Raw genomic sequence first — 26,017 nt, forward strand, 5'->3', positions numbered from 1 at the left:
GAAACATTTGAAGACCCGTTTCGGTAACTATAAAGACAGGATTGGAGAGCGTCATGATAATTACTACAGGGGACAAGGCGGGGGAAGCCGTCATTCGCCGGGCCGCAGCCTTGGCCTCCCGAACCGGAGGCCAATACGTGCCGAGGCGCCATACTTCGCTGGCCAAAATGTCGAAGCTCCATGGCGACGAAGAAATCATCGTCGTCCTGGACGGCGGCGCAAGGCTGGTCAGGCCGGGGGGCGATACCGTGGAATTTCATCCCAGCATGGGTTTTATCCGCGCCAAACGGATTCTGAAAGGCGAAAGCGATCCGATGCTCGACGCCGCATTGATGAGTCCGGGCGACAGCGTGCTGGACTGCACGGCGGGCCTCGGGACGGATACGCTCGTATTCGCCGTCAAAGGCGGCAGGGATTCCGCAATAACGGCTGTCGAGAGTTCGGCTTCCCTGTCGGCGCTTTTGTCCGAGGGAATGGCATATTATACTTCCAACGTGGAAGAGATCAATGACGCCATGCGGCGCATCCGGATCGAAAGCGGCCATCATCTGGACGTGCTTCGGAGGATGCCGGACCGCAGCGTGGACATCGTTTATTTTGACCCGATGTTCCGCGAGCCGCTGATGGATTCGTCGGCGATCCGGCCTCTCCGGCGGTTTGCCAACAGCGACCCGCTCTCACCGGAAAGCATCAAGGAAGCCGTCAGGGTTGCCCGGAAAACGGTGGTGCTGAAAGAAAAGCGGGGCAGCGGCGAATTTGCCCGCCTCGGATTTTCGGAGCAGGAGCGGTCCCATTCTAAAATATCTTATGGAGTGATCACCGTTGACAGGGAGAAATGAGCCCATCGATAAACCGAAACTGCTGGTGCTGGTCGGACCGACGGCGGTCGGGAAAACGAAGCTGAGCATCGAGCTGGCGAAAGAGTGGAATTGCGAAATTATATCCGGCGATTCGATGCAGGTGTACCGGGAGATGGATATCGGAACGGCCAAAATCGCGAAGGAAGAGATGCAGGGCGTTCCCCATCATTTGATCGATATCCACAATCCGGACGAGCCGTATTCCGTGGCGGAATTTCAGGAGGAATGCCACCGCCTGATTCAGGATATCCACGCGCGCGGCAAACTCCCTTTTATCGTCGGAGGAACAGGCTTATACGTCGAATCGGTCTGCTACGATTATCAATTCGCGCAGGTGGGGGAAGACAAGGCATTTCGCGACGAGCAGGCCGCCTTCGCCGAGGAAAACGGGGCGGAAGCGCTGCACGGCAGGCTGAAGGCGGTGGACCCGGCCAGCGCGGAAAAGCTTCATCCCAACGATCAAAGACGGATTATTAGGGCTTTGGAAATCTTTCATTTGACGGGTATCCCCCTATCGGCCCAACTTGAAGGGCAAACCCGGGAGTCTCCGTACCGATTATGCCTGCTCGGTTTGACAATGGATAGGCAAATGCTATATAAACGTATTGAAGCCCGCATTGACGAAATGCTGAAGCAGGGTTTGGTGGAAGAAGTGTCTTTGCTGCTGAACAAGGGCTACGGAACCGACCTGGTCTCGATGCAGGGACTCGGTTACAAACAAATCGCAAGCTATCTTCAAGGTCGCGAATCCCTTGAAGACGCGGTCGCGATCCTCAAGAGAGACACCCGCCGGTTTGCCAAACGCCAGCTGTCCTGGTTCCGCCACATGAAGGAAATTTCATGGGTGGACGTCACGGAGCCCGTAAATTTTTCTGCGAAAATGGCGGAAATCCGTGATATAATAGCAGGAAAGTTTCTCTCAAATCTTGAATATACTTCAAAACAATCTAAATGAAACGTTGGGGGTACGGATAAATGAACAAATCCATTAATATCCAAGATACATTCTTAAACCAGCTGCGTAAGGAAAATATCCCAGTGACCATTTTTCTCGTGAACGGATTTCAGATTCGCGGCACCATCAAGGCGTTTGACAACTTCACTGTCGTCGTGGATACCGACGGTAAGCAGCAAATGCTGTTCAAACACGCCATTTCTACGGTTACGCCTCAACGCAATGTTTCATTGATGCAGGAAACCCAGCAAGAGGGCTAACGGACGTATTTTGAAACTTTTCTGGATGATTTTCGTTTAAGTATATAGACAGCGGGCAAGCGAAGCGGCCGGTACGCAGCTTGCTGCGATGTCTGTAGGCATAGAAACTGGAGCGGAGCAACCTTGACAAGGTTGTTCTTTTCATTCCAAACTCGAAATTCATCCTAAAGGGAGTCAGGAGGCACCATGGATAACAATAAGCTGTCGCGGACAGGCAACAAAAACAAAGAACAGCCGTCCAAGACGCCTAAAAAGAAGAAAAGAAAACTGTCGGGCAAACGCATATTTTGGACTTTGTTTTTTACATGCGCCATCGCCGTTTTTTGCGCGTTGGCAGGGTACTTGTACATCTCCGTCAACGGAGAGCGGCTGTATCAGGCGAACAAGGACAAAATTACGCTGCATGAAAACTCCAAGGTTTATGACCGCAACGGGAACGTGATGGGCGAGCTGTCGCTGCAGAAAAGCGACCCGGTCAACAGCGAGGACATTCCGAAGCTGCTGAAGGAAGCTTTTGTCGCGACGGAGGATAAACGGTTCTACGAACACAGCGGCGTCGATCTCTGGTCGATCGGCCGTGCGGCCGTCAAGGACGTGATCGCCCGTTCCAAAGTGGAAGGCGGCAGCACGATCACGCAGCAGCTGGCGAGAAACATTTTCCTGACGCGCGACAAGACTTTTTTCCGTAAAGCGACGGAGGTGTCGATCGCGCTGGCTTTGGACCGGAATTTGACCAAAGACGAAGTGTTGACGATGTACTTGAACCGGATCAATTTCGGCGGCCAGATTTACGGCATCAAGGAAGCGTCGAAATATTACTTCGGAGTATCCGATTTGAAAGAATTGAAATTGTGGCAAATGGCCACGCTGGCGGCGATGCCGAAAGGCCCGTCCAAATACAACCCGCTCCGCAATCCGGACCTTTCCATGCAGCGCCGCGCGGTCGTATTGAACCTGATGGCCGAGCAAGGCTATATTACCGCCGAAGAAGCGGAGCAGGCGAAGAAGGTCGTTTACGACTATGAACCGCCGAAGAAAAAGCAAAATTACCAGAACTTTATGGATTACGTCATGAACGAAGCCGAAGATGTAACGGGCCTTAGCGAAGACGATCTGAACATCGGCGGCTACAAAATTTACACCACGATGGATGCCAATGCGCAGAAAGTACTTGAAAAAGAATTCGCGGACGCGTCCAACTTTGAAAAAAGCAAGGACGACAAGCAGGTTCAGGGTTCCATGGTCATCATGAACCAGGAGAACGGCGCTTTGGTGGCGCTGCTCGGCGGGCGCGATTACGAGCGTAAGGGCTATAGCCGCGTCACGAACAGCCGCCGTCAGCCGGGTTCGGCGTTCAAGCCGATCGTTTCTTACGCGCCGGCGCTCGAATCCGGAAAGTTCAACATCAATACGCCGCTAAGCAACGAGAAGCAATGCTTCGGCAAATATTGCCCGACGAACTTGCATGGATATTCCAGCACCATCAGCATGGAGGAAGCGATCACGAAATCGGAGAACATTCCTGCGGTTTGGCTGCTGAACCAAATCGGCGTCAAAGCGGGGTACGATTTCGCGACGAAGCTGGGCATCCAGCTGACGGACGAGGACAAAAACCTCGCGATGGCGCTCGGCGGGATCAGCAAAGGCACCAACACGCTGGAAATGGCTCAGGCATACAGCACGTTTGCCAACGGCGGAACGTTCTACAAAGCGTTTTCGATTAAGAAAATCGTGGACAGCGACGGCAAAGTCGTGTTTGAGCACAAGGACAGCGGCAAAAAAGTGATGGAAGAAAGCACGGCCTATCAAATGACGCGGATGATGGAAAACGTCGTCGACAGCGGCACAGGTAAAAAGGCCAGAATCAATCGCCCCGTCGCAGGCAAAACGGGTACGACGCAAAGCGGCATCAAAGGCAACAAATCCAACCGTGACGTTTGGTTTGTCGGTTATACGCCGGAGCTGACGGCAGCGGTGTGGATGGGTTATGACAACCCGGACAAAGATCATCTGCTGCACAACAGCAGTCCGCTTGCCGCGGCGTTCTGGGGCAAGGTGATGAAACAGGCACTCGAAAACTTCCCGGCCAAGGAATTTAAAGTGCCGGCCGACATGAAGGAGAAGGAACCGGAACCGCCTGCTCAAGAGACGCCACAACTCCATGTCAGCGGGCTTATCGCAAGTTACAGTCCCGACACGCAAACCGTCTCCTTATCGTGGAACGGCGACGACAACGGCAACGCCGTATACCGCTTGTACCGCAAGGCGGCATCCGATGGGGACTTCACAGTGCTGCAGGACGGCATCCGGACGACAAGCATCGATGACATCGGCACGGTTGCCGGCGAATCTTACCAGTATTACGTGGTCGCGGTTTCTCCGGACACCGGCCAAGAGTCCGATCCGTCGAACACGGTGACCGTCACGATCCAGCCGCAGCAGGATGAGCAGCTCCCGCCGCCGGATGAAAACATGGGGGATCATGGGCAGAACGGCGACGACATGACCGGCCAGGATCCGAACCAGAACGGCGGTTTCGATAACGGCCAGGGCACCGGCAATCCGGGTAACGGAAGCACCGACGGCAACGGAAACCAAAGCAATAACGGCAACTCAAATGGAAATGGCAATGGTAAGGGCAATGGACATGGCAATGGTAATGGTAACGGGAACGCCCATCAGGGCGGCGATCCCGGAGCCGGCTCCGGGATCGGAGACACAGGGACAACCGTTCCGCCGGATAACGGCGGCTCGACCGATCCGGGAAGCACGGATGGAACCCAAAGAGTGGATAACTTCAGTACCGGTACGGTAGAGGGCGAGACAACCAACCCTTAAATCACCAAAAAAAGATATCAAGAGCCTCCAATCACGGATTGGAGGCTCTTTTTTCTTAGGCTGGGGAAAGGATAAATGAATTTACGCATGCAGGTTCTATAGGGGATGGAGTTGTATCCATCATGTTTTTCTTCTCCTGGGGCCCGAGGTTGCGCTATAGTAGTGGTATATATTTTGAGTGTGTTTCCTAAATGTGATAAGCTGAAGCTAACATATTGGAGAGGGAAATTTCCATGAAACGAAAATTTGGAGATCGCGCGAACTGGCGCCGGATTTCCCGCCGGCGTTTTGCCTGCCGTTATGTTGAAAGCGAGAAATTTACCGGCTACATAACGCTGTACACCATTTACAACTTAAAAGAGCCGCTTTGGAAGCATTATGGAACCCATACGTATCGGATTGCGGATAAGGGCTACTCCTGGCTGCAGTATTTCCCAAAAAACAGCCACTATATCGTGACCGCCATGTTTGATGAAAGACAAGAAATCATTCAGTGGTATATAGACACGTGCAAGACCCAGGGCGTAACCGAGCAGGGGGTTCCCTGGTTCGATGATCTGTACTTGGATATCGTCGTCCTGAGAAACGGAGAGGTGTTTCTGCTCGACGAGGATGAGCTGGAGGAAGCGCTCGCCCGCGGCGTCATTACGAAAGAGGACTACATGCTTGCGACAACGACCGCAAGGGAAGTGCTGCATGCGATAAACGCCCATACGTTTCCTTACTTCCTAATGTCGCTGGATCACCGCAAGCGGCTGTTCGAGAATGGAGATTTCAGGAGGAAAACATGAATCGTTATGAGCAAGGACCGGTTGTCGTGACCGGAAAAAGGCGCTCACCCGTGAAGCGAGTGCTGACAGCCATCACCGTTTTGGTCATCGCAGGACTTTTGTGGTGCGGGTACGTCTGGTGGAAAATGGATCACGCGGCAAGCTCTGCGCTGAACGAACCGCGTGATGTCGGCATCGTGCTGGGAGCTTCCATGTGGGGCGACGCCCCAAGTCCCGGGCTGAAGGAAAGGCTGGACGAAGCGCTTATCCTTTATAAGGAAAAGAAATTCGGAGTCATGATTGTCAGCGGCGGACTGGACAAGCCCGGCAACAAATATACCGAAGCGGAAGGGATGAGAAACTATCTCGTTCAGCAAGGCGTCCCGGAATCGGCTATCATTTTGGAAAACAAAGCGCGAAGCACTTACGAAAATCTCCTGTTCAGCAAACAAATCATGAAAGACCGCGGCTTCAAAAGCGCGGTGATCGTGACGCATCAATATCACGGCATGCGCTCGAAGGATATTGCGGACTTTTTGAACTATGACGATCCGAAGCTCGGGTTAACCGAGTCCAAAACGCTCCAAATGAAATATCATAAGCCGCGCGAAGTGCTGGCCTATACGAAGTGGAAGCTCGATGAGTTCCTGCTGTGGCTTGGATGGAAAAAGGCCTGAAACTGCTAATAACCGTCACCGAACTAGAATACATTGAATAGAGAAACTAACTTGCGAAAAGATATGAGGTGATGGATGCATGAACGGGCGTGTTGCGGCCGCGAACGGCCGGCCGGAAGGCAGGCCATCCAGACAAATCAATGTGATTTTACGCAGCCAGGAGCCTCCTGTACTTAGCAGCGCCGTTCCCGAAAAGGAACCTGCGCCGGCGCAAAAAAGCGTGGTACAGCACACCTTGTACCAGGAAATTCAGAAAGAGCTGGATAAACTGGTAGGCCTCGAAAACATTAAGGAGTTCGTGTTTGAAATTTACGCCCTTTTGCAAATCGCGCATTTGCGTCAGGAAGCGGGTCTGGTCAGCGGAGGGCAGGTATATCATATGGTCTTCAAAGGAAATCCGGGAACGGGGAAAACGACGGTGGCCCGGATCATCGCAAAGCTTTTTCAAAAGATGGGGGTGCTCAGCAAAGGGCATTTGATCGAAGTGGAGCGGGCGGATCTGGTTGGGGAATACATCGGGCATACCGCACAGAAAACGAGGGACCTGGTCAAAAAGGCGCTCGGAGGCATCCTCTTCATCGACGAAGCCTACAGCTTGGCCCGCGGCGGGGAAAAAGACTTTGGCAAAGAAGCGATCGATACGCTGGTCAAAGCGATGGAAGACCATAAAAATCAGTTCGTGCTTATTTTGGCGGGCTACTCGGACGAAATCGATTGTTTTTTGCAGACGAATCCCGGGCTGCCTTCCCGCTTTCCGATTCAGATAGAGTTTCCGGATTACACGGTGGACCAGTTGATTCAAATTTCCGAGCTGATGGCGAAGGAACGGGATTACATTCTGATGCCGCAGGCGATAATGAAACTTAGGCAGCACTTGATTCAGGAAAAAAACGAAACCGAACATGCCTTCAGCAACGCCAGGTACGTGCGCAACACGATCGAAAAATCGATACGCAACCAGGCCGTGCGGCTGCTGAATCTGTATTCGAACACCAATCCGGGCAAGCTTGAGCTGATGACGCTTAGAACGGAGGACTTCAAGCTCGAAGCCAAGGGTTCGACATGATGCTAGGAAGAGCTGAAGGCTGCGGAAAAGGGGCACTTATTCATTGGCACATACGACATACGATACCAATATGACGACACGCGACCGGGCTGTGCTGGTCAGCCTCGTGACCGACGAGGTCAAACGTTCGGGCATCGACCCGGAGCATTCGCTGCAGGAACTGGTCAGCCTTGCGGAAACGGCCGGCGTCGAAGTGCTTGACGTCATGAGTCAAAACCGCGACGTGCCGGATGCCCGCTGGCTGATCGGCAAAGGCAAGGTCGAGGAGCTTCGGCAGTCCATACTTGCGGTTCAGGCGAACACCGCCATTTTCGACCATGATCTGTCGGGGGCGCAAGTGCGCAACTTGGAGCAAAGCCTGGACGTTAAAATCATTGACCGCACGCAGCTTATTTTGGACATCTTCGCCCAGCGCGCCAAAACGCGCGAAGGGATCATTCAGGTCGAGCTGGCGCAGCTCTCTTATTTGCTTCCGCGCCTTTCCGGCCACGGCAAAAATTTGTCGCGGCTGGGCGGCGGCATCGGAACGCGCGGTCCGGGCGAAAGCAAGCTCGAAACCGATCGGCGCCATATCCGCGGCCGCATCGGCGATTTGAAAAAGCAGCTCGAAGCGGTCATCAAACACCGCAAGCTGTACCGGGGCCGGCGGCAAAAAAGCGGAGCCATCCAAATCGCGCTCGTCGGATATACGAATGCCGGAAAGTCGACGCTGCTGAAGCAATTAACAAACGCAGACGTTTATATCGAAAACCAGCTGTTCGCAACGCTGGATCCGACCTCGCGCATGCTGGAGCTTCCCGGGGGGAGCGAGGTCATTTTGACCGACACGGTCGGGTTTATCCAAAACCTTCCGCATGATCTTGTCGCGGCATTCCGGGCGACGCTGGAGGAGGCCAACGAGGCGGATTTGATTTTGCATGTCGTCGATGCTTCGTCGCCGATGCGGGAGGAGCAGATGAAGGTCGTCGATGCCATTTTGGGAGAACTCGGGGCCGCGGATAAACCGCAGCTGATCTTGTTCAACAAAAAGGATGCCTGCACGCCGGAGCAGCTTGAAATGCTTCCTTCCGGTCCGGGATACATGAAAATGAGCGCATTGAACCAAGGCGATTTGCTGGCCCTCAAGCAGGCGATCCAGGACCGTTTGGCCGGGGGGATTCTGTCGTTCCGGGTACCGCCGGCGGACGGCAACGCCATGGCCATGTTGTACCGGATCGGCGATGTATTGGAGCAAAAACCGGATGAACATGATATGATCTATAAGGTGCAGGTTCACAAGCCCGATTACGAAAAATGGGGGCATATGGTGGAGCCGTACCTGATCAAGGATTAAATGGGATATGTAGAGGAGAAATTCGAAAGACATGGTACAATTCGCAGAACAGTTGGAACAATGGAAAGAAGCCGCGGAAGAGCGGATCACGGAACAATTTCGGAAGCTGGATCGCGTCATCGACCACAATCAATGGAAAGTCATCGAAGCGTTCCAGCGCCATCAAGTCAGCGATTTCCACTTTGCGGGTTCGACGGGATATGCTTATAACGACCGGGGAAGAGAAGTGCTTGATTTGGTATATGCGGACGTATTCGGGGCTGAAGCCGCCCTGGTGCGCCCGCATTTTGCTTCCGGAACGCATACGATTTCGACAGCCCTTTTCGGCGTGTTAAGACCGGGCGACGAGCTGTTTTACATTACCGGACGCCCTTACGATACGCTCCATAAAGTGATCGGAAAAGAAGGCGACGGAACGGGTTCGCTTCGGGATTTCGGCATCGCGTACCGGGAAGCAGCGCTAACGGCGGAAGGCGGGATCGATTGGGATGCGGTGCGCGCCGGAATCCATGAGTCGACGAAGGTTATCGGCATTCAGCGTTCGAGAGGGTATGATTGGCGTTCATCCTTTACCGTCGGCGAAATCGGCGAGATGATCCGAAAAGTAAAAGAGATCAAACCTGACGTCATCGTGTTTGTCGATAACTGCTACGGGGAATTTACGGAGATGATGGAGCCGACCGAAGTGGGCGCCGATCTTATCGCGGGATCGCTGATCAAAAATCCGGGCGGAGGCATAGCCGAAACCGGAGGATATATTTGCGGGCGGCAGCGGTACGTGGATTTGTGCGCTTACCGGCTGACGGCTCCGGGCATCGGCGGCGAAGTCGGAGCCATGCTCGGAACGACGCGCGGCATTTACCAGGGGCTGTTTTTGGCTCCGACGCTGGTGGGACAAGCCTTGAAAGGCAGCATTTTTGCAGCGGCGATGTTCGAACAGGCGGGGTTTGTGACCAAGCCGGCTTGGAACGAACCGCGCACGGATTTGATTCAGGCCATCTCGTTTACGAGCGCGGAGCATTTGATCGCTTTTGTGCAGGGCATTCAGCGTGCCGCAGCGGTGGACAGCCATGTCGTTCCCGAGCCGTGGGACATGCCTGGCTATGATCATCCAGTTATTATGGCGGCAGGCACCTTCATTCAGGGCGGAAGTCTGGAATTGTCCGCGGACGCGCCGATCCGGGAACCTTTTATCGGGTATATGCAGGGCGGTTTGACATACTCCCATGTCAAGTTTGGGGTCATGTTGGCATTGCAGCGGATGAAAGAGCGAAATTTATTGTAAGTTTTTCTGACATGTCATTGACGCATGAGATCAGGAAAGGTACAATATGAGTGAGAAAAGTTTACTGGAAGGTTGAGATGAGTCATGGGTGATGAGATCCGCAGAAACATGGCATTGTTCCCCATTGGGATTGTGATGAAATTGACCGATTTGTCCGCAAGACAAATCCGGTACTATGAACAGCATAACCTGATCGTTCCTGCGCGCACCTCGGGCAATCAAAGGCTGTTCTCCTTTAACGACGTGGAAAGATTGCTTGAAATCAAATCGTTGATCGAAAAAGGCGTCAATATCGCCGGCATTAAGCAGGTGATGAACCCGGTGACCAAGGAATCGGAGGAAGCGACGGTCATTACCGCGGACACGGAAGTGAAGCGGAAGGAAATGACGGAATCGCAATTGCACCGCCTGCTGAAGCAGCAGCTTGTTTCGGGTAAGAGACCGGGTCAGGTATCTTTGATCCAAGGCGAATTGTCCCGGTTTTTTAATAAAAAATAAACAACATTCACCATTGGAAAGGGAGAGGATCCTGTGAGCTACACAAAAGAAGATATTCTTCGCATTGCAGAGGAAGAAAATGTCCGTTTTATCCGTCTTCAATTTACCGACTTGCTCGGCACGATCAAAAACGTTGAAATTCCCGTGAGCCAATTGAAAAAAGCTCTCGACAATAAAATGATGTTCGACGGATCCTCCATCGAAGGTTATGTTCGCATCGAGGAATCCGATATGTACCTGTATCCGGACCTGGATACATGGGTTATTTTCCCTTGGGTCACCGAGGACCGCGTCGCACGTTTGATCTGTGACGTTTACATGCCGGACGGCACGCCGTTTGCGGGTGATCCGCGCGGTATTTTGAAACGAAACCTGAAAGAAGCCGAAAAAATGGGTTATACTTCCATGAACGTGGGTCCTGAACCTGAATTTTTCCTGTTCAAAACCGACGACAAAGGCAACCCTACGATGGAACTGAACGACCAAGGCGGATACTTCGACCTGGCTCCGACGGACCTTGGCGAAAACTGCCGCCGCGAAATCGTGCTGACGCTGGAAGAAATGGGCTTTGAAATCGAAGCTTCCCATCACGAAGTGGCGCCGGGCCAACACGAAATCGACTTTAAATATGAAAATGCCGTTAAAGCGGCGGACCAGATCCAAACGTTTAAGCTGGTCGTTAAAACCATCGCCCGCCAGCATGGCCTTCATGCGACCTTTATGCCCAAACCGCTGTTCGGCGTGAACGGTTCCGGCATGCACTGCCACCAATCGTTGTTCAAAGGCAACGTCAATGCATTTTATGACGAGTCAGACGAGCTTGGCCTTAGCAAAGAAGCACGCCATTACATGGCGGGGATCCTTAAGCATGCGCGCGCGTTTGCCGCGATTACGAACCCGACCGTGAACTCTTACAAACGTCTCGTTCCAGGTTACGAAGCTCCTTGCTACGTCGCATGGTCCGGCAGCAACCGCAGCCCGATGATCCGCATCCCGGCTTCCCGCGGCCTTAGCACCCGCGTCGAAGTCCGCAACCCGGATCCGGCGGCGAACCCTTACTTGGCGCTTGCCGTGATGCTCCGTGCCGGCCTGAACGGAATCAGCAAAGAGATGCCGCTTCCGGCGCCGATCGACCGAAACATCTATGTGATGTCCGAAGAAGAACGCATCGAAGAAGGCATCCCAAGCTTGCCGGCTGACCTGAAAGAAGCGCTGAACGAGCTTGTTCGCGACGAAGTCATCGTCGAAGCGCTTGGCGAGCATGCCATGGCCCATTTCTACGAACTGAAAGAAATCGAATGGGATATGTACCGCACGCAAGTTCATCAATGGGAACGCGATCAATACATGACGCTTTACTAATACGAAAACCCCTTGCACCGTATGGTGCGAGGGGTTTTTAATTTTGTGGGAAGCGGAGAGGGTTGTAGGCGTGTAGAGATGCAAAGTTACATGAACTAGTTCAACCGTTCAGGAATGGAATTGAAATTAAAGAGTCACTGGTTAGAAAAAGATATTTGTGATTATTTAATTGAAAAGGAAGGGAGAAACTCTTACTCGCCGCCTAGCTATGTACCGACTTTTTCGTTAAATAAAGATCTGCTGCTATAACGACTAATAATACAGGGAGACAAATAAACCAAGGTGTAAACATGGAAAGAATCGCGCTTCCTATAAATGCTGCAATGTATGTTACTTTTCTTTTTGAAGTTAGAAGTGATTTCATGATGGATGATACACAAATAAAAGTATACGAACGCTTTGATGCAGACCAATTCGCTGTGATTATTGATGTAATTGGTATGTGGCGTAAATTCGGCTTTTTTCTGTCCGTATAATTAAAAATCAGCAGTAGATGAAGCGAGTTTTCCCCAATGCTCCCCATTTACTGAATGTGCTCCACCAATGTACTGAATAAGATAGCTTCCTGTACGCAGTCCTTGAGGAGCTCCTTCAAGCCAGCTGAAGTAATCTTTGGAGCTGGTAGGATTAATGGTTTTATCGAAGTATACATATCCAGAGTCTATATGCGTCACGGTAACTCTTACTGAAGTGCTTGAGTAATTAGCCAAATGAAGCTTGAGATAACCATTTCCAGGGTTAACGGAAAAATAAGAGTTTGCAGATGACCCCGACCCATTAATCATTGTGGCACTCCATGCCTTGTCGATGACATCAGGGGTTACAATGCCATCATCACTAACATGAGTATTATTTTCTGAATCCACGGGTTGAAATCCGACTATAGATTCCGAAACATTCGCATCTTGTTGTCTATCTGGAGAAGCGGCCCAAGCAGTTACCGCCGTTGTTGCCAGAACTAAGGATAAAACTAATATTGCCTTTTTCTTCTTCATAATTCTCTTTTCCTCCAACTTGCCCGTCATCATGTAAGTTTTGTTCATAGCTCCATATCTACTATATTTTGTTGAATAAAACTCCACTTATATAATAGAATTGGTTAAAAATTGTAAAGTGGTTTAATACGATTAATTAGTGCATCGGCAATGTTTTCCAAAGTTAAATCCCATTTACTCAATAAACGCTTAATTTACTTCGAAGGTAATGCGTTTTTTTATGTTAACAGGTAAGGAATTTTTGAATGCAAAGCAAAAGGTCACTCTTCCTTACATAAAATTATATTTGAGATATGAAGAAAGGCTAAATTTATGAAGCAGTAAAATCATACATTCTTACTCAAATCCAGGCCAACCAATAACCAAAAAGAACAAGCCACTCGGCTTGTTCTTTTTGGATTGTGATCGTTTGATTTTTTGCAACTAATTTTTTGAATCAAATTATATAGCTCCGATGTCAGCTCTTCTTTCATTAAGCTGGCGGAATGCTTTGCGGATTGTTAAATACGTTATTCGGGTCGTATTTCCTCTTTACTCTTTTCAATCTGGCGTAGTTCTTTCTCATAATAGACCGGGCCCGAATTTTTGATACCTTGGTCTGGAACGTTAATATAGGAGCCGACAATATATTGCTGCAGCTTCTTTCTCGTGTTCCGAACTAGGGCAATATTTCTCGCGGCATGGGATGGCTTCACCCATGAGCTGTTCCATTCGACATAAAATTTAGCTTTTCGCCAGAAGAATGCGGTGGCTCGAGGTGTGATCCGGCTTACGGCGCCGCCCCAGTTAAGGAAGAAAAAGCCGGCTGGAGTGCCTCCCTCTGCTTTTTCCAGAAACTCGCGCATGACTTTAAAAGCTTTGTCAGGGAATGGGTGTATGCCCGCAATATGCCCCCATAAACAGTAAGTTATGGGAACGAGATCAATATTACGCGTTACTCATTCGAAAACCCTTGCGCCGAAAGGTTCGAGGGGTCTTTTACTAACACCTTGTAAAAACGGCGGAAGGATTTTTTTGCCATTGAATATCGAACGCGCGTTTGCATATAATAAGAACAAACGTTCCTGTGAAGAGGGTGGTTCTCATGCCAATCAAATGCGTTGGGCAAGTCGTTGAAATCGTGTATTTGGATCGCACAGGCAAAATTACGCAGCGGAAAATCGAGGTGAAAGGGATCCGCGATGGTATCGTGAGAGCCATCTGTTTGACGTCCACAGCGCCCCGCACGTTTCGGGCAGAGAACATTTTGGCTTGGAAACCTGTTCCGAAAGGAGAGCGGAGACCGAATGCTTGCTGACATCGAACGAAAGATTCTCCGAATCCTGTACAACTATTCCAGCGGCCGGCGGCGTATGCCGTCGATGCATGAGCTTATGATCAAAACCGGCAAATCCAAGCAGCATATTATGCAATCGCTGATTCAATTGGAAAAACAGTCGTACATTCTTTGGGAGGATCAACGCCATGTGGAATCGATTCGGATTTTGCAAGGGTGGGAGCGGGAGGGCTAAAACGGAGGCCGCAATCGGTCTCTGTTTTGGGTTCTAAAAAAATTGTCGGATTAACCCGGGGAAATGAAACTTATTCCAACTTTGTTTCGTATAGATGGTGGAGGCGATACATATGAAATTAAATCAGAAAATAGGGTTTACACTGACTGCAGCGGTTTTGGCGGTAAGCATGCTGTCGGCAACTGCCGGAGCAGCCGGAGCGGCATCGGGGAATAAACAAGCTCCTCTGCCTGCCAATACGGCGGAAAAAGTCATCGTTACCAATCCGACGATCATCACGAAGCTGAACAGTACGAGCGTTGCGCCATTGGTCGTCGAAGCCGAAAAAAGATATTTTTATGCCATGGGCGGCGGAAAAGGGGGAAGCGAAAGCTTCGAACTGAACGGACGGCAGTACCGTTATCTCTCCGATGACATCGGAACCCGCGCAAAGCTGATGGATTACCTGAAGCAGTCTTATACCGAGCAAGCAGCAGCTTTTTTCGTGGACAAATATTTCATTACCCACGAGGGGCGTCTCGCCCAGCTTGATGCAGACACGGGCAACATTCTCGAGTTCGGCAAGGCTACCGCCAAAATGCTGTCCATGACCCCGACACAACGGGTTTACAAGCTGTGCGTCCCCTATCCGGAACACCGGCAAGGCCCTGAATACATTACCGTGAAGTTTGAGAAGGTCGGAGATTACTGGCGTGTGGCAACAGCGCCGCATTCTATTTTTTAAACGGCCTTATCTTATATAAAATCGATAAAAAAGATCCTGATGACAGGGTCTTTTTTTCTTAGTCCCTGGATTTCATTTTATACCCGCGCAGCGATTTTAGCGATGCTTTCGAGTTTCCTAAAGACGGGGGCGGCTGAGCTTGCTCCTGAGTGCGGTCCAGCAGTTCCCTGAGGAACTCGTTATTTTGCTCAAGGTATTCCAGCATCAGGCTAAACGCGAAGAACAATACGCCGGAAACCGTGCCGCCGAACCACCAGGAGAACGCTTTAAGCCAATGAATACCGGGATCATCTTTGAACCCGAAAATAAATCCCATGACGATCCCTCCGAGGATCAATACGCATCCGATCCCATTCAGCAATCTGGTCAATTCCCTTCCCTCCGAATCCTTCGAGTGAGCCGTCGAGCGGCTTGGTTGATAGACTAATAACGATTTATCCGCAACATTACCGTTTGGCCCTGACCTCCCTACAGCTTTCTCATAAAATAACGTATGCTTCTGAAAAGGAGGGTGAAAACATGAGTGAAGTCGTCGGAGGTGTTGGCGCAGGATACGGCTATGGCGGGTATGGCAGTGTAGGTGCAATTCTGGTGCTCTTTATTTTGCTCGTTATTATCACCAGAGCTTTCATTTACTAAGTGAATCATAATCTTTACAGCTCTTGCCGGCTTGATGCCGGCAGGGGCTTTTCGTGCTGCATTGCGTCTTTTAAGGCATCAGCGGCATGCTGGCGAAAATATGCCATAAGTATAATAAAACTAGCGGGATGCAGCAGAGCGAAACGGTTTCATTCGTCTATAAATTGTACCCGGGAGCAGTAGGAATCGAATTTTGCAAAATACTGACATAGGTTAAACGCGTGAACCTGCAGATTTGTTGCGGGGCGATTTGGCCGTTTTTGGCGGAAAAATCCTGTCTTGCATGTTGCTAACATTGACGCCTTCATTGTTATGGTATATATTGTTTCCCTGTGCTTCAATGCAAAAAAGCCAAAAAGCTTAAAAGTGAAAAAGGCGATTCATGATTTCAGTAAAGTCAAAACCATGTTTTCGCTTTAGCAACGTAAAGGAGTATCATCAGCATGAACCGACAGCTAAGCTTTCCGAAAAGCATCTTGATCATCATGTTTATTCTTGCGTTTTTGTTCGTATCGATTTTTCTGTTTAAGGCGGAACCGCATCTTCCGCTGCTTGCAGCGACGGTGGGAACGGCCGTGTTGCTGCGGTTATTCGGTTCGCCTTGGAAAAAACTCGAAACCGCCATTATTCAAGGCATTCAGACGGCCATTATGCCGATTCTCATCTTGTCGCTCATCGGCATACTGATCGCCGTTTGGATGATGAGCGGCACCGTGCCAACGATTTTATATTTCGGCATGGATTACATCAACCCGCATTATTTTGCGGTGAGCGCCCTATATGTTACGATCGTCGTCTCCATGTTTACCGGCAGTTCCTTTACGACCGTAAGCACGGTCGGCGTCGCTTTTATGGGAATTGCCGCCACGACGGGAGTTTCCCCGGCTTTGGCCGCCGGAGCGGTGATTTGCGGGGCGTGTTTCGGCGATAAAATGTCGCCGCTATCCGATACGACGAATTTTGCCCCGGCCGTCGCCGGCATCTCCATTTTTACGCATATCCGCAACATGATGTACACGACGGTTCCGGCATTGATCGTAACGACGGCTTTTTTTCTGTTTGCGCCACATGCCGGTCAGCTCGATTTATCGTCCATCGAACAAATGAAGCTTGCATTAAAAGAAGGCTTTCATATTCATTGGCTAACGCTTGTGCCGCCTCTTGCCGTTATTGCCTGTTCCGTCAAACGGATTCCGATTCTTCCGACATTGATCGTCGGCATCGCTGCCGGCCTGCTTGTGACCGCAATCGTTCAACATGAAACGGCCGTCGACGTCTGGTTCGATGTGATGCAAAGCGGCTATAAAAGCGCCATCGCCAATGAAACGGTCGCTTCCATCGTCAACCGCGGCGGTTTGCAGTCGATGATGTGGTCCGTTTCCCTGATCTTGATCGCGTTATCGCTTGGCGGATTGCTTCAGCATTGCGGCGTGATCGAAGCTTTTTTCCGCAAGGCAATCCAGCCGCTGAAGAAGGGCAGCAGCATCGTCCTGATGACAGGGGCGTCTTCGATCGCGGTAAACGCAATGACGGGCGAGCAATATCTTTCGATCCTTTTGCCCGGACAGATGTTCAAGGACGAATACGAGCGCAGAAACCTACCGGCCAAAACGCTTGCCAGAACGCTCGAAGACTGCGGCACGCTCGTGAACCCGCTTGTCCCATGGGGCGTCAGCGGCGCCTTTTTTGCGGCTGCGCTGGGCGTCCCGGTGACCGAATACGTTCCATACGCAACCTTTTTGTGGGTCAGCCCGCTGTTTACGTTTGCTTTGGCGCTCATCCCGATGCTGCAGAAAAACTCGCTGGGTAAGCATTAACAGGTTCGGCGTAACCCGGCAAATCATCACCGCTTCGCGCACATAAGGTTTGGAGCCTTAGAGCATAGTAAAAGCGATCCCTATAGGGGAGTTTTTCAGAAACAGGCAAAAAGAAGGGAGCATTACGAATGGAAACGAATAAATATAAAGAAGCCGAAGCGGACCGCTTGAACTTTCACGATAAGACCGACGATGTCGTTCGGCGCGAACCCGCCACGACCAATGTCGACGATGCCGTTGCGGCGATGACCTCGCATATCAATAAATACGACGTACCGGATGAGCTGGAAGAAAAATAACGAATGGAAAAAAGCGCGCACAGGCCGACCTGCTGCGTGCTTTTTTTGGGAACCTACCGGCAACTGATCGAACGACGAACCCCGCATTTTTCGAATCCGACCAATCCCCGAGCCAAAGTCCTGGGATGTTTCGGGTTGCATTGGATTTACAAATCGACCCATCTTTTGTAATCTAATAGAAATCGATTCAGGGGGAAAGGAACGTAACGATGAGCGAGCAGGATGAACGTTACCGGGCGTTGGAAGAGCGTGTGGCCGATTTAGAGCAGCAGCTCTATGAAACGCGAAAGGGCTCTAAAGGTCTACGCATCGTTTTGTACGTTATTTTTGGCATTTTTTTAGCTCTGATTTTACTGGGAATTTTGCAATTTGTATCGGCTTAGCTGCAGCGACACAATACCACTACATCATAACAATGCGCTGAATCCTCCGTTTCGGGGGATTTTTCGTTTTATTGGATAGAATCTATAGAATACAAACCTAAAACCTGAATTTCTCACCTCCCGTTGTCCGCCGATTCCCTGCATAATGGGTTCATACCAAACAAAAAGGGGAATAAACGATGGCGAAAATGTCCAAATGGTTCAGCCTGGTGATGGCAGGCACGTTGGCCCTCAGTTTGACGGCATGCGGCGGAAGCAAAACCGATGACGGCAGCGCTTCTTCGAAGGCGGGGTTCGGCGGGGAAAAGACGGAAACGGTCAAGGAAAAAAACGTGACGATTACGTTCCAAAATATTTATCCGGATCCGACCGATCCGAAAAACAAGCTGATGAACAAACTCGTCAAGCAATACGAAACGGAGCATCCAAACATCAAGATCGAGCTTGATTCCCTCAATACCGACCAGCAAAAGCTGAAGCTGAAAACGCAGGCGGCATCGAAGGAGGTTCCGGACATTACCGTCGTGAACCCGGCCGCGCAAATGCAGCCATTCGTGGAAGCGAAGCTGCTGGCTCCGCTTGACGACATGCTGGATCAAAACGGGCTGCGGGGCACGTTCCAGGACGGGCTTCTCGACTGGTACAGCTTTGACGGCCATACTTACGCGGTGCCGGACGGCAACAACATCGGCGTGGTGTATTACAACAAAGAGCTTTTCGAAAAAGGCGGCGTCAACGTGCCGACGACGTTCGAGGACATGCTGGATGTCGTCAAAACGTTAAAACAAAAAGGCATCCAGCCGATGGCCATCGGCGAAAAAGATACGTGGACGGGATCGTTCCTTTTTATGAACATGCTGCTTCGCACCAACAACGGCCCGGGTTTTCTGAAAGACGTATTGGACAAAAAGAAAACGTTTGAAGACCAGGCGTTTAAGGAAGCGGTGGACGCGTTCCAAAACCTGATCCAAGCCGGCGCCTTCCAGGAGGGCGTGACGTCCTTCGATTACAACGCCGGCGAAAACCTGTTCAAAACCGGCAAAGCGGCCATGTATTTTATGGGCACTTGGGCGACGGGAGGCATCGAAACCTCATCCGTGAACGGAAAAGTCGGCGTCTTCAAGTTCCCGACGATCAACGGCAAGGGCAATCCGGACGAGTTTATGTTGGCGCCGGGAAGTGCGTTTGCGATCTCCGCGGACAGTAAACATTTGGATGAAACGAAGGCGTTCCTGAACTGGTTCATGGTGAATTTCCCGAAAGAGGCGTTTGAAGCCAAAGGCGCAGTAGGGATCGGGCAAAAAGTGGACGGCGACTTCAAAGCCGCCGGATACTCCGATATGGCGATGGAAGTGCTCAACCTGTTTAAAGGGGTGAAAGGCGGGGACCTGGCGTTCGACAACACGATGAATCCGGGTACGGCCCAGGCGCATCTCACCAGCATCCAAAACCTGTTCGTTCAGAAAAAGGACTCGGCCGAAGTTGCGAAGGAACATCAGGCAGCCTTTGAAGCGAACAACAAATAAGATTGACGCTCAAGTGAAGGGAACGCGTGCTTTAGGCGGCATGCCGTTCCCTTCTGCTCCATAAAGACCAGCACCAATAGAGGAGGGGTTCGCCATGAACGTGCTCAAGGTTTCCCGCATCACGATCGCCGCGTTTGTGCTGCCTTGCTTGATCATTTACGTAGGAATCGTGTTTGTTCCGATTCTCGTTTCGATGTACAGTGGACTGCTGGATTGGAACGGCATCGGGGAGTCCAGGTTCATCGGCTTCGAAAATTTCAAAAACCTGTTTTTTCATGATCCGGTCTTTTGGCCGTCCGTACGAAGAACGTTGATGTTCGCCGTTTTTTCGATGGCGGAAATTCCGGTTGCGCTGCTTGTGGCGATTTTGCTGAAACGATACATCCGCAGGCCGAATTTTCTTGTCTCCAGTTATTTTTTGCCTGTCATTTTGTCGGTCGTCGTCGTTGGCCAGTTGTGGAAAACCATCTACAACCCCGCGTCGATGGGCGGCATGCTGAATCAGGTGCTTCAGGCGGTCGGTCTCGGATCATGGGCCCATGAATGGCTTACCGATCCTTCCGTCGCAATGTTTTCGCTGTATTTCGTGGCGCTGTGGCAATACCTCGGTTACCATACGCTGATTCAATATACGGGGATTCTTAACGTTCCCGAAGAGATTTACGAGGCTGCGCGCATCGATGGCGCCGAAGGTTTTGCCGCCGACCGTTACATCACGTTCCCGAACATCATCCCGATTTTCAAAATATCGATCGTGCTGGCGTTTATCGGCTCGCTGCAGGCGTTCGACATGGTAATGGTCATGACGGGGGGCGGACCCGCGCATGCGACCGACGTCATCTCGACCCATATGTACAACATGTCCTTTTTGTCCATGAAATACGGCTACGGCAGCTCGATCGCGGCGTTTTTGGTCGTCTTGTGCCTTGCTGCCACGTTCCTGATCAACCTCATATTCAACAAACTGGAGAAACGGTTTTCGTAAAGGGGGAAAAACGCCATGGATTCCAGCTCTGTCGTAACGTTGAACAAGCCGGCGGCCGCCGCCCGCCGCGGACGGTTTTCCATTCAGAAGACGATCGTCATCCTGTTTTTGTCCATTCTCGTGGTGACGCAGGTATACCCGCTGCTTTGGCTTGTGCTGTATTCGCTGAAAACAAACGAGGAGATTTTGTCGGGGAGCTTCTTTGCCCTGCCGCATGCGCCGCAGTGGAGCAATTACAGCGCGGCGCTTGAAGGGAATTATTTTCGGTATTTGCTGAACAGCTTGTTCGTCACGTCGGTGACGATGATTACGGTCATTTTGCTAAGCTCGCTGTGCGCGTATGCCATCAGCCGGTTCCGGTGGCGCGGCGGGCAGGCCGTGATGCTGCTGTTCCTGATCGGGATGATGATTCCGATGCAGGCGACGCTGCTGCCGCTGATGATCATTTTCAAGAACATTCACGTGCTGAACACGCATTTGTCGCTTATATTGCCTTACGTCGCTTTTTCGATGCCGATCGCGGTGTTTATTTTAAGCGGGTTCATGAAAACCATTCCGCACGAGATCGAAGAATCGGCCGTCATCGACGGCGCCAGCATCATCCGCATTTTCCGCAGCATCATTTTGCCGGTGTCCGTGCCGCCCGTGATGACGGTGTGCATTTTGACTTTCATTAACATCTGGAACGAATACATTTTGGCGGCCACGTTCATTTCATCGGAAAAGCTAAAAACGCTGCCGTTTGGCGTCAACAGCTTCGTCAGCCAATATTCCGTCAACTACGGCGCGATCGGAGCTTTTCTCGTGCTTGGCGCGCTTCCGGTCATCATCATTTACTTCCTCCTTGCCGACAAAATCACGCAGGGGATGGTGGCAGGCGCGGTCAAAGGTTAACTTGTAAAAAACGTACGGAACAAGCGGAGCGTATGCTAAAATGGTCACGAAATGTCGAATGCTTGAAAGGGGGACGTTACGTCTCGTGAGACGCTTCCGATCCATACGCAGCCGCTTGTTCCTGCTTTTTATGGGATGCATGACGGGTATTTTGATTTTGATGAGCTTCCTCTATTACAATCGGACGTTATCGATCATCCACACGAAGGTGAGCGACATCGCCGAAAAAAACATTTCCCAGACCGCGGGTCTTTTCAACCTGATGCTGCAAGGCTACAACAGCTTGTCCAAGTCGCTGAACAGCAATTACGAGCTTACCCGCCTGCTCCAGGAGAAGTCGTCCAATCCGGCGGTTTCGATCATCAATGAACGCACCATTACAAATATTATCGGAGCAGCCTATTATTCGCGGGACGACGTGCTGGGCATCCACATTTTATCGAAGGACGGCAAGGTGTACAGCTACGAAAGGCAGTTCGCTGGCGTCATCGACAACAACTACGCGCAGACCGAATGGTACAAAAAGCTGGGGGAATCTTCCGGCAACATGGTCTGGCTCGGACTTTACCCGGGTTCGCCGATCAACACGATGCAGCCCCAGAAGCGGGTGTTTGTGTTCGGGCGCAAGCTGTACGATCTGGATAACCACAAAGAGATCGGGATGTTGATGATCGAAACGAACCCGTCGCCAATCATGGAAGCGCTATCGAACGTAAGCATCAGTCCCGGGACACAGGTTTACATTGTGGACGATGACGGCAAGATCATCGCTTCCTCCGAGCAAAAGGGAACGAAACGCCCGGAGCTGGAAAAGCTGCCGAAACCTTTGGAGGACGAAAAAATCGTGGCGGACGGCACCTCGAAAGAATTGATCGTCGCGGCGAACACGTCGCTGGCCGGATGGACGATCTACGGTTTGACACCCAAAAAAGACATCCAGGCCGAGGTTTACCGGACAACGAAATTTCTCATCGTCGTCGTGCTTGTGCTCATTATTTTGTCCACGGTGCTGGCTTCGATCGTGTCGCGGAACATTGCGTCCCCGCTGAAGCTTTTGATCCGGGAGATGAAAAAGGTGGAGATGGGGAACTTCAGCGGATCCGTGAACGTCGATTCCTTCGAGGAAATCAACAGCCTGGTCTCCTCGTTTAACCGGATGGTGCACCGCATGGACGAGCTGATCGAAACGATCAAAGCGTCGACGGTCAGCGAAAAAAACGCGCAGCTGCAAGCGCTGCAGGCGCAGGTCAATCCTCATTTTCTCTACAACACGCTGGACATGATCTATTGGATGCTGGACGAGCAGGAAAATGAACGGCTAAGCAGGGTCGTCCTGGCGCTCTCGCAAATGTTCCGGTACAGCAGCAACTGGGAGGAAGCGGCCCGAACGACGCTTGGGCGCGAGCTGGAGCAAATCCGCCATTATTTGACCATCATCGAAACGAGGCTTGGCGGAAGGCTGCAAACGGAGATTGCCGCGGATGAAAAGTGGATGAACGCCCCTCTTCCCAAAATGACGATCCAGCCCATCATCGAAAATGCGGTCAAATATGGCCTGGAGCCGAAGGAAGGCGTCGGCCTGCTGAAAGTGAGTACGGAGGTCCGGGAAAAAAAGCTGCTGATCAAAATCGAAGACAACGGGATGGGCATGAACGGCGAAACGCTGAAAAGGGTGAGGGAGACGATGGCAGCGAAACATCAGCGGGATGCGAGTGCCAAAGATGTGGGGCCAAGGCGCGGCATCGGGCTTCGAAACGTTCATGACCGCCTTGTCATGATGTTCGGCGAAACTTACGGGCTGCGCGTCGAGAGCGAGTTGATGAACGGCACGACGGTGGTCGTCGCCATTCCGATTCCGGCAGAAGGGGAGGGTGAAGGATGAACATATTGGTCGTGGACGACGAAAGCGTAATCCGGGAAGGCATCAAACGCACGATCCGCAGGGCGTTTCCGGAGCACGGCGTGCAATTGGCGGAAGGACCGGACGAAGCGGCGCGAATACTCCGGGGCGGTCAAATCGACGTCGTGTTGACGGACATATTGATGCCGGGCATGACCGGGCTGGAGCTGATGCAGCTGTCGAGAAGCAGTTATCCGCACGTGAAATGGGTCATTATCTCCGCCTATTCCGAATTCGCTTATGCCAAAGAAGCGGTAAGACTCGGGGCTAAAGATTATATGCTGAAACCGATCGGAAAGGATACGCTTATTTCCATGATCGCGCAGCTCGGGGAGGAGGTGGAGCGGGACGCCGAACAGGAGCAGGAGGCGAAAATGCTTCACAGCAGCCTGAAGTTTTTGCGGGAGGCGGTTTTTCAGCGTTGGGCGGCGGGGCTGGATATCGGGAATATGGATATCGCCCCGTTTGTGGAAAGGCATTCCCGGTTCCATCTGGTCCTTGTGAAAATGGAAAGCGACGAAGCCGTTCATCTCGAGCATTTTATCGTCGAAAACGTGATGACCGAGCTTATCGAACGATACGGGGAAGGTTTTGTTGCAAGTCTGGACGGGAAAAGCCTGCTGGGACTCGTCACCGCGGAATCGCAGGACGGGGCGAAGCGATTGAACGATGAGCTGCGGCAGCATCTGAAGAAATACGTGAAGGTTCCGTTCCAAATTCAGCTGTCCGAAGAAATGAACGATTTCAACGGTATTCCGGCAATGATCCGGCGCATGGGACGGAACTCCGGCGCGCTTGAATTTGAATATTACGCACCGGGAGGCAACCGGGCCGTCGAAGTAGCCGTTCAATACATACGGGCCCATTACAATACGGACGTCACGCTGGAAAAGGTCGCTTCCATCGTCTTTTTGAATCCGGCGTATTTGAGTCAGGTTTTTAAGCAAAAAACGGGGAGCGGGTTCAAGGAATACGTCACCGCGCTGCGCATGGAAAAGGCGGCGGAGCTGTTGGCGCACACGCAGCTTAAGCTGGCGGACATCGCCGAAAAAATCGGCTACCAGGACGTAAAGCATTTCACCCAGGTTTTCCGCAAGCGAATGAACATGACTCCGACGGAATATCGCCAGCAATTTGGGAGGGAAGCCGGATTGAATCGGATTTGCCCGTAATGATTGACCGTTATATGCTGAAGTTTGATCTTATAGACGATGCCTTGCCGTTCAAGCGGCAGGGCTTTTCGCTGTGTGCTTATGGCGGTTGGGAAATCCGCTTCAGTGCGGATTTGTCAGTTTAAGAAGACTGCTTATTGCCAAATGGGAACAAATGTTCTATAATTGAATTATTATGATGCAAAGCGTTTGGGTCACACAAGGGGGAATCGTCATCATGGATAGATGGAACGTCGGGGAGCGCATGCGGAAGGATCGGAGCCCTGGATTAAGCATCGCTTTTATTGAAGAAGGCCGAATCGTTTCTCGCGAATGTAGGGGAGAACGGACTGCCGGGAGCGGAGAACCTGTCGGCGAGAGTACGATGTTTAATGCCTGTTCCATCAGCAAATTTGCGGCGGGCATGTTAGCCCTTCTTTTGGTAGAGGAACGCGTCCTACATTTGGACCAAGCGGTGAACCAACAGCTTCTGTCATGGCGGATACCCGATCATCCCGAGTTTGATTCCGGCGATGTTACGCTCCGCAGGCTGCTCGGCCATCAAGGCGGATTTGCCGACCCTGACGGAAGTTTCGGTACGTACGGCAAAACGCTAGGGACTCCATCCATGGCGGAATTGTTGAAAGGTTTGACGCCCTATCGGCAGCAGCCCGCTGCGTTGGCAGCAAAGCCAGGAAGCCGGTTCATATACTCGGATACGGGGTTTTGCATCCTTCAGCTGCTGATCGAAGAGGCGACAGGGGAAGCTTGGGATAAACTCATGCGCACCAAAATATTCGAGCCACTGCAGATGGCGAACAGCCGTTTCGTAACGAACGAATCGGAAATTCGTGACGGATCGGCGGCAGGGCATAACAAACGCGGAATCCGGCTGGAAGGTTACCCCATCTACCCGTTTGCTGCGGCTGCCGGCTTGTGGTCGACGCCGACGGATCTGGCATTGTTGATGGCCGAGCTTATGTTTTCGCTGCAGGGGAAAGGGAAACTGGGCATATCCGCGGAGACGGCTCGAGAAATGATCAAACCTCAGGGCGGCTTTAAATGGGCTGGACTTGGCGTATTTATGGATGACCCGAACGTAGAATTGGAGCTTAGCTCTCTGGGATGGGGAGAAGGTTTTCAATGCATGATGACCGCTTATCCCGGGAAAGGCAGGGGAGCGGTGCTGATGATGAACGCGGATCCGGGAGTGCATCAAACGAACAGCTTGCTCGGATATATCGCAAACATGTGGCAGCAGGAGAATTCCGGCGCATAAAAAACAAGCC

Annotated in this window: 28 protein-coding genes and 1 pseudogene; 26 read left to right on the forward strand and 3 right to left on the reverse strand. The window is 51.5% G+C overall.

Annotated features, from left to right (window positions below; translation table 11 throughout):
* Nucleotides 1-53 precede the first annotated feature (53 nt).
* The 12 genes from RJP21_RS10630 (at nucleotide 54) to RJP21_RS10685 (ending at nucleotide 12,380) form a co-directional block, all read left to right on the forward strand.
* On the forward strand, nucleotides 54-839 hold the full coding sequence (locus RJP21_RS10630) for a class I SAM-dependent methyltransferase (RefSeq protein ID WP_310859236.1): 786 nt from the start codon (nucleotides 54-56) through the stop codon (nucleotides 837-839).
* Nucleotides 823-1,815 carry a tRNA (adenosine(37)-N6)-dimethylallyltransferase MiaA gene (miaA, locus tag RJP21_RS10635; RefSeq protein WP_310859237.1) on the forward strand — a complete coding sequence of 331 codons (993 nt, stop codon included), beginning with the start codon at nucleotides 823-825 and terminating at the stop codon, nucleotides 1,813-1,815. The genes RJP21_RS10630 and miaA overlap by 17 nt, the downstream gene beginning before the upstream one ends.
* A 20-nt stretch (nucleotides 1,816-1,835) precedes the next feature.
* Nucleotides 1,836-2,075, forward strand: a complete 240-nt coding sequence (gene hfq, locus RJP21_RS10640; protein ID WP_160044396.1) for an RNA chaperone Hfq — start codon at nucleotides 1,836-1,838, stop codon at nucleotides 2,073-2,075.
* A 186-nt stretch (nucleotides 2,076-2,261) separates the two neighbouring features.
* Nucleotides 2,262-4,913, forward strand: coding sequence for a PBP1A family penicillin-binding protein (locus tag RJP21_RS10645; protein ID WP_310859238.1), 2,652 nt, complete (start codon nucleotides 2,262-2,264; stop codon nucleotides 4,911-4,913).
* A 233-nt stretch (nucleotides 4,914-5,146) separates the two neighbouring features.
* Nucleotides 5,147-5,704 carry a ribonuclease FAU-1 family protein gene (locus RJP21_RS10650; RefSeq protein ID WP_036708258.1) on the forward strand — a complete coding sequence of 186 codons (558 nt, stop codon included), beginning with the start codon at nucleotides 5,147-5,149 and terminating at the stop codon, nucleotides 5,702-5,704.
* Nucleotides 5,701-6,360: a YdcF family protein gene (locus tag RJP21_RS10655; RefSeq protein ID WP_310859239.1), complete on the forward strand. Its 660-nt coding sequence runs from the start codon at nucleotides 5,701-5,703 to the stop codon at nucleotides 6,358-6,360. Before RJP21_RS10650 ends, RJP21_RS10655 begins: the two co-directional genes overlap by 4 nt.
* A gap of 79 nt (nucleotides 6,361-6,439) precedes the next feature.
* Nucleotides 6,440-7,426: an AAA family ATPase gene (locus tag RJP21_RS10660; RefSeq protein WP_310859240.1), complete on the forward strand. Its 987-nt coding sequence runs from the start codon at nucleotides 6,440-6,442 to the stop codon at nucleotides 7,424-7,426.
* Nucleotides 7,427-7,469: 43 nt separating this feature from the next.
* A complete protein-coding gene (gene hflX, locus RJP21_RS10665) occupies nucleotides 7,470-8,759 on the forward strand; it encodes a GTPase HflX (protein ID WP_310859241.1) in 1,290 nt (429 codons plus the stop codon).
* Nucleotides 8,760-8,790: 31 nt separating this feature from the next.
* Nucleotides 8,791-10,044 (forward strand): methionine gamma-lyase family protein, encoded by a 1,254-nt coding sequence (locus RJP21_RS10670; RefSeq protein ID WP_310859242.1) that lies wholly within the window; start codon nucleotides 8,791-8,793, stop codon nucleotides 10,042-10,044.
* Between the two features lie 84 nt (nucleotides 10,045-10,128).
* Complete coding sequence (locus RJP21_RS10675; protein WP_160044403.1) at nucleotides 10,129-10,542, forward strand: MerR family transcriptional regulator; 414 nt, start codon at nucleotides 10,129-10,131, stop codon at nucleotides 10,540-10,542.
* Nucleotides 10,543-10,575: 33 nt separating this feature from the next.
* Nucleotides 10,576-11,904 (forward strand): type I glutamate--ammonia ligase, encoded by a 1,329-nt coding sequence (gene glnA, locus RJP21_RS10680; protein WP_160044404.1) that lies wholly within the window; start codon nucleotides 10,576-10,578, stop codon nucleotides 11,902-11,904.
* 290 nt (nucleotides 11,905-12,194) lie between these two features.
* The gene (locus tag RJP21_RS10685; protein WP_310859243.1) at nucleotides 12,195-12,380 is read left to right on the forward strand and encodes a hypothetical protein; all 186 of its coding nucleotides are present in this window, start codon (nucleotides 12,195-12,197) and stop codon (nucleotides 12,378-12,380) included.
* Here the strand turns inward: RJP21_RS10685 and RJP21_RS10690 are convergent, their stop codons facing one another.
* Nucleotides 12,381-12,899 (reverse strand): hypothetical protein, encoded by a 519-nt coding sequence (locus RJP21_RS10690; RefSeq protein ID WP_310859244.1) that lies wholly within the window; start codon nucleotides 12,897-12,899, stop codon nucleotides 12,381-12,383.
* Between the two features lie 472 nt (nucleotides 12,900-13,371).
* Nucleotides 13,372-13,780: pseudogene (locus tag RJP21_RS10695) on the reverse strand (BBE domain-containing protein); the annotation flags it as partial.
* A gap of 203 nt (nucleotides 13,781-13,983) precedes the next feature.
* Here RJP21_RS10695 and RJP21_RS10700 point away from each other — a divergent pair.
* The 3 genes from RJP21_RS10700 to RJP21_RS10710 all read left to right on the forward strand — a co-directional run bounded on the left by RJP21_RS10700 (nucleotide 13,984) and on the right by RJP21_RS10710 (nucleotide 15,134).
* Entirely contained in the window at nucleotides 13,984-14,196 is a 213-nt protein-coding gene (locus RJP21_RS10700; protein WP_310859246.1) for a hypothetical protein, read from the forward strand.
* Nucleotides 14,186-14,410 carry a LexA family transcriptional regulator gene (locus RJP21_RS10705; protein ID WP_310859247.1) on the forward strand — a complete coding sequence of 75 codons (225 nt, stop codon included), beginning with the start codon at nucleotides 14,186-14,188 and terminating at the stop codon, nucleotides 14,408-14,410. The genes RJP21_RS10700 and RJP21_RS10705 overlap by 11 nt, the downstream gene beginning before the upstream one ends.
* Before the next feature lie 112 nt (nucleotides 14,411-14,522).
* Complete coding sequence (locus tag RJP21_RS10710; RefSeq protein WP_310859248.1) at nucleotides 14,523-15,134, forward strand: DL-endopeptidase inhibitor IseA family protein; 612 nt, start codon at nucleotides 14,523-14,525, stop codon at nucleotides 15,132-15,134.
* A 58-nt stretch (nucleotides 15,135-15,192) separates the two neighbouring features.
* Here RJP21_RS10710 and RJP21_RS10715 read toward each other — a convergent pair whose 3' ends face one another.
* Nucleotides 15,193-15,504 (reverse strand): hypothetical protein, encoded by a 312-nt coding sequence (locus RJP21_RS10715; protein WP_310859249.1) that lies wholly within the window; start codon nucleotides 15,502-15,504, stop codon nucleotides 15,193-15,195.
* A 149-nt stretch (nucleotides 15,505-15,653) separates the two neighbouring features.
* Here RJP21_RS10715 and RJP21_RS10720 point away from each other — a divergent pair, with 149 nt between their 5' ends.
* The 11 genes from RJP21_RS10720 (at nucleotide 15,654) to RJP21_RS10770 (ending at nucleotide 26,007) form a co-directional block, all read left to right on the forward strand.
* The gene (locus tag RJP21_RS10720) at nucleotides 15,654-15,773 is read left to right on the forward strand and encodes a dihydroorotate dehydrogenase (protein ID WP_160044411.1); all 120 of its coding nucleotides are present in this window, start codon (nucleotides 15,654-15,656) and stop codon (nucleotides 15,771-15,773) included.
* Nucleotides 15,774-16,216: 443 nt separating this feature from the next.
* The gene (gene nhaC / locus RJP21_RS10725; RefSeq protein WP_310859250.1) at nucleotides 16,217-17,590 is read left to right on the forward strand and encodes a Na+/H+ antiporter NhaC; all 1,374 of its coding nucleotides are present in this window, start codon (nucleotides 16,217-16,219) and stop codon (nucleotides 17,588-17,590) included.
* Nucleotides 17,591-17,718: 128 nt separating this feature from the next.
* The gene (locus RJP21_RS10730) at nucleotides 17,719-17,889 is read left to right on the forward strand and encodes a hypothetical protein (RefSeq protein ID WP_201452218.1); all 171 of its coding nucleotides are present in this window, start codon (nucleotides 17,719-17,721) and stop codon (nucleotides 17,887-17,889) included.
* A 209-nt stretch (nucleotides 17,890-18,098) separates the two neighbouring features.
* A complete protein-coding gene (locus RJP21_RS10735) occupies nucleotides 18,099-18,272 on the forward strand; it encodes a hypothetical protein (RefSeq protein WP_310859251.1) in 174 nt (57 codons plus the stop codon).
* A gap of 179 nt (nucleotides 18,273-18,451) precedes the next feature.
* Nucleotides 18,452-19,798: an extracellular solute-binding protein gene (locus RJP21_RS10740; protein WP_310859252.1), complete on the forward strand. Its 1,347-nt coding sequence runs from the start codon at nucleotides 18,452-18,454 to the stop codon at nucleotides 19,796-19,798.
* Nucleotides 19,799-19,892: 94 nt separating this feature from the next.
* Complete coding sequence (locus RJP21_RS10745) at nucleotides 19,893-20,783, forward strand: carbohydrate ABC transporter permease (protein WP_160044416.1); 891 nt, start codon at nucleotides 19,893-19,895, stop codon at nucleotides 20,781-20,783.
* Nucleotides 20,784-20,798: 15 nt separating this feature from the next.
* On the forward strand, nucleotides 20,799-21,677 hold the full coding sequence (locus RJP21_RS10750) for a carbohydrate ABC transporter permease (protein WP_310859253.1): 879 nt from the start codon (nucleotides 20,799-20,801) through the stop codon (nucleotides 21,675-21,677).
* An 85-nt stretch (nucleotides 21,678-21,762) separates the two neighbouring features.
* On the forward strand, nucleotides 21,763-23,559 hold the full coding sequence (locus tag RJP21_RS10755; RefSeq protein ID WP_310859254.1) for a sensor histidine kinase: 1,797 nt from the start codon (nucleotides 21,763-21,765) through the stop codon (nucleotides 23,557-23,559).
* Entirely contained in the window at nucleotides 23,556-24,749 is a 1,194-nt protein-coding gene (locus RJP21_RS10760) for a response regulator (protein ID WP_310859255.1), read from the forward strand. The genes RJP21_RS10755 and RJP21_RS10760 overlap by 4 nt, the downstream gene beginning before the upstream one ends.
* Complete coding sequence (locus RJP21_RS10765) at nucleotides 24,749-24,874, forward strand: hypothetical protein (protein ID WP_310859256.1); 126 nt, start codon at nucleotides 24,749-24,751, stop codon at nucleotides 24,872-24,874. Before RJP21_RS10760 ends, RJP21_RS10765 begins: the two co-directional genes overlap by 1 nt.
* A gap of 92 nt (nucleotides 24,875-24,966) precedes the next feature.
* Complete coding sequence (locus tag RJP21_RS10770) at nucleotides 24,967-26,007, forward strand: serine hydrolase domain-containing protein (protein WP_310859257.1); 1,041 nt, start codon at nucleotides 24,967-24,969, stop codon at nucleotides 26,005-26,007.
* Nucleotides 26,008-26,017: the final 10 nt, after the last annotated feature.

The sequence above is a fragment of the Paenibacillus sp. VCA1 genome, assembly GCF_031583795.1.
In the GTDB taxonomy this organism is placed as follows: Bacteria; Bacillota; Bacilli; order Paenibacillales; family Paenibacillaceae; genus Paenibacillus_AQ; species Paenibacillus_AQ albilobatus.